Origin of the sequence: Shinella sp. JR1-6, from assembly GCF_004284735.1 — a bacterium.
Taxonomy (GTDB): Bacteria; Pseudomonadota; Alphaproteobacteria; order Rhizobiales; family Rhizobiaceae; genus Shinella.
Window position 1 is genome coordinate 1 of record NZ_SHMI01000087.1, and the last position, 3,022, is coordinate 3,022.

Genomic DNA, 3,022 nt, shown 5'->3' on the forward strand with positions numbered 1-3,022 from the left:
TAGTGAGCGGACACCTCTTCAGTCATGCCGGTAGACTATCGCCCAGATCCACACCAGCCGGTTAAGGCGACGCCACCGCCTGAGGGGGTGTCGGAAACCTACGCGTACCTTCCAAGCGGATTATTGCCGTCACACCGAAATTAACATGTAGAGGTTAATCGATGTTGCTGATTAAACGACTTGGTATCGATGATGCACACGTGCTGATCGCAGGAGCTCGCACAAAGGCCGAAGAGATCGGTGTGCCCATGTGCTTGCGATCACTGATGAATCCGGCCAACTCATCGCCTTTGAACGAATGGATGGGGGAAAAGTGACAAGCACGACGATTGCTCAGGACAAAGCATTTACTGCTGCAGGGGCGAAGCGCACGACGGAGAGCTATGGGGCGGCGAGCCAGCCGGGGCAGCCGGCCTATGGAATCAACTCTGCGATTGGTGGCCGGTTATCAGTCGTTGCTGGTGGGATACCGATCGTTGTTGATAACCAAGTCGTGGGCGCCATAGGCGTCAGTTCGGGAACGCCGGCACAGGACGCGTTGTGCGCTCAGGCCGGTATCGACACATTTACTGTCACTTTATAGATTGAGTTCACGCTATCGAAGGTCGCTCTGCTGCTTCAAGTGGCAAAGACGGCAGGCGCTACAAAGTTGGCTGGGCAGTATTCAAGCCGCCGGGGCAAACCCAATTGGCCGTATATCTGCTCCGAAATCGATCAGCATGAACAGCGCAGAATCGCGAGAGAGGAGGCCGGTGGCCTGGGGGCAATTCTCCGCTTGGATGAACTCCTGGTCACCAACCTCACCGTTCCGCCGCGTGCCTGCGGCAATGCTTTCATTGATGAAATTATCGATGTCATGGTAGTTGAGGGGCTTCGGATCGCCTTCGCCGCCGTTATCCTTCCAAATGAGGAATGCGCTGATCATCCGAAGGGCAGAGCATATGCTTCTGGGAGCATATCCCTCTGACTTCATCGTCTCGATCAGGGACGCAACGCTTGCTCGATGCGCCCAATCTTCGATCGGCCATCTGAGGCCAGCCTTCTTCGGTAGAGTGGCTGTCATGGATACCTCCGCTATCTTGCTGTCGCGGGGGCTATGCTATTATGCCGAGCTTCCGATCTTGACCTATTTGAAATCCCGGGCTTTGGGGAACGGGTTCGGCATAGTCTCCGGCTCGGGATAAGTGCCAGATTTACTGATCGACCGGTTGAAGGTAAAGAGCCGGAATTTTCACTGACAGCAACGCCTGCGGGATTTCGTGGCTTTGAGAAAGCCTGCAAAGGAGCGGAAATCGAAAACATCGCAGGTCAAATATCGATCAAAGAAATAACAGTAATCTAATTTTGCGTTGTATGGCGTATATCTTGAGTGGAGTACGAAAAATATCCTATTATTGCGGTGTATATGGCTTGCCGAAACGTGAATTATGTAGAATTTTACATGATGTAACTCGTATTGAATGGGGTGGCTCTAATCATTTCTTGTGGATGGGTCGTCATATGAAAGCAGAATCGCATATTGAATCGCTCGAGAAAAAGCACCTTTCCCTCGAAAAAGAGCTCCACACCATCCTTGCCTCCCCGTCGTCCTGCGATCAGGAGATTGCTGACATCAAACGGCGCAAACTCCAGATAAGGGACGAAATTGAGCACCTGAAAAAGAAGTAATAGCGATATGAATTTGATGCCGCTGCGATATTCGTCTCTACACGGAGAGTTGCGCGGCTCGCTGGTTGTCTGTTTAAGCTATTCTCTTTCTTCCCCCGGGGGGTATGCCTCCCGCTTCTGGGCCGCGTTCTACGCGGCCCTTTTTGCGTCGCTTCAAGGGTTTTCTTGCTGCGTCGGCCAAGAGGCTGTGTTTAGGCATGGAATGTTGACCCCATTGGCGGGGTGATACTTATCCAATTTTGACCCCTCCCTGATTTCATCGGACCATCCTGCTTTTTGAGCGGATGGAGTGGGGGAGTTGAAGAGAGTGGATACGATTGCGCGTGTCCGGCGAGCCTTCCATGTTCAGGGTTGGTCGGTAAAGAAGATCGCCAGGGAGCTGAATGTTTCGCGGAACACGGTCCGCAAGATTGTGCGCTCCGATGTCACCGAGTTTACCTATAAGCGCGAGGGTCAACCGCTGCCCCGGATCGGAGCCTGGAGAGGCGATGTCGAGCGGTTCCTGATCGCGAACGAAGGTAAGGCGTCTCGCGAACGGCTGACACTAATCCGGATTTACGAGGAGGTTCGGGCGCTTGGTTATGATGGCAGCTACGATACTGTCCGTCGTTACGCCAGGTCCTGGGCTAAGGCACGCGGAACGATCACGTCCGAGGCTTACGTTCCACTCTACTATGCACCCGGCGAGGCTTATCAGTTCGACTGGAGCGTAAGCGCGCAGGCGATCCCACGTAGCGGCGGGGCGCAACATGGCTCATTTTCGGCATGAATCATGCGGAGAATCCTATGAGCGACAGTGTGAATCAGGCTCGGGCCTTTGAGGTTTTGACGGCGACACCCGTACGGACGAGGCGTAAGCCACGAGATTGGCCGGACGCTGAGAAGGCTCGGCTGATTGCGGAGACGTTACAGCCGGGGGTGAATGTATCAGCGATCGCCCGCGCTGAGGGGCTGGATCCCTCGCAGCTTTACGGCTGGCGTCGCAAGGCAGTAGCCTCGGGGTCGGTTGTGCCCCTCTCGAAAGGGGCGAATGAAGAGGTGAGGTTCGCGCGCGTCGAAGCGGTTGCAAGTTCGCCGGTGGAAATCGTCATTGGTGACGTCGTGGTGCGCGTTGTGGGGGATATCGAGCCGGATCATCTTGGCAGGATCCTTAGGGCGGTGCGCAAAGCATGATCGCATCTGGCGTTGTCGTTTACGTCTCGTGCCAACCGGTTGACTTCCGCAAGGGGGCGGCCTCGTTGATGGCTTTGGTCAGGGATGGCGGTCTCGATCCGTTCTTATGTGCCGGGCGAGATTATGTGGCGGATCCGTCCTTGCGCCAGCCGAGGCCCGTCTAATCTGGAATTCTCCGCCA

General features: G+C 55.1%; 4 protein-coding genes and 1 pseudogene. 4 read left to right on the forward strand and 1 reads right to left on the reverse strand.

Features of this window, described 5'->3' with window-relative positions; genetic code table 11:
* Positions 1-250: 250 nt before the first annotated feature.
* Entirely contained in the window at positions 251-583 is a 333-nt protein-coding gene (locus tag EXZ48_RS34265) for a heme-binding protein (RefSeq protein ID WP_245462438.1), read from the forward strand.
* Positions 584-664: 81 nt separating this feature from the next.
* Here the strand turns inward: EXZ48_RS34265 and EXZ48_RS34270 are convergent, their stop codons facing one another.
* Positions 665-1,063 carry a hypothetical protein gene (locus EXZ48_RS34270; RefSeq protein ID WP_130521511.1) on the reverse strand — a complete coding sequence of 133 codons (399 nt, stop codon included), beginning with the start codon at positions 1,061-1,063 and terminating at the stop codon, positions 665-667.
* Between the two features lie 437 nt (positions 1,064-1,500).
* Here EXZ48_RS34270 and EXZ48_RS34275 point away from each other — a divergent pair, with 437 nt between their 5' ends.
* The 3 genes and pseudogenes from EXZ48_RS34275 to EXZ48_RS34285 all read left to right on the forward strand — a co-directional run bounded on the left by EXZ48_RS34275 (position 1,501) and on the right by EXZ48_RS34285 (position 2,841).
* Positions 1,501-1,668, forward strand: a complete 168-nt coding sequence (locus EXZ48_RS34275) for a YdcH family protein (protein WP_130521514.1) — start codon at positions 1,501-1,503, stop codon at positions 1,666-1,668.
* 298 nt (positions 1,669-1,966) lie between these two features.
* A pseudogene (locus EXZ48_RS34280) lies at positions 1,967-2,377 on the forward strand (helix-turn-helix domain-containing protein); the annotation flags it as partial.
* Between the two features lie 77 nt (positions 2,378-2,454).
* Entirely contained in the window at positions 2,455-2,841 is a 387-nt protein-coding gene (locus EXZ48_RS34285; protein WP_130521516.1) for a transposase, read from the forward strand.
* Positions 2,842-3,022 lie beyond the last annotated feature (181 nt).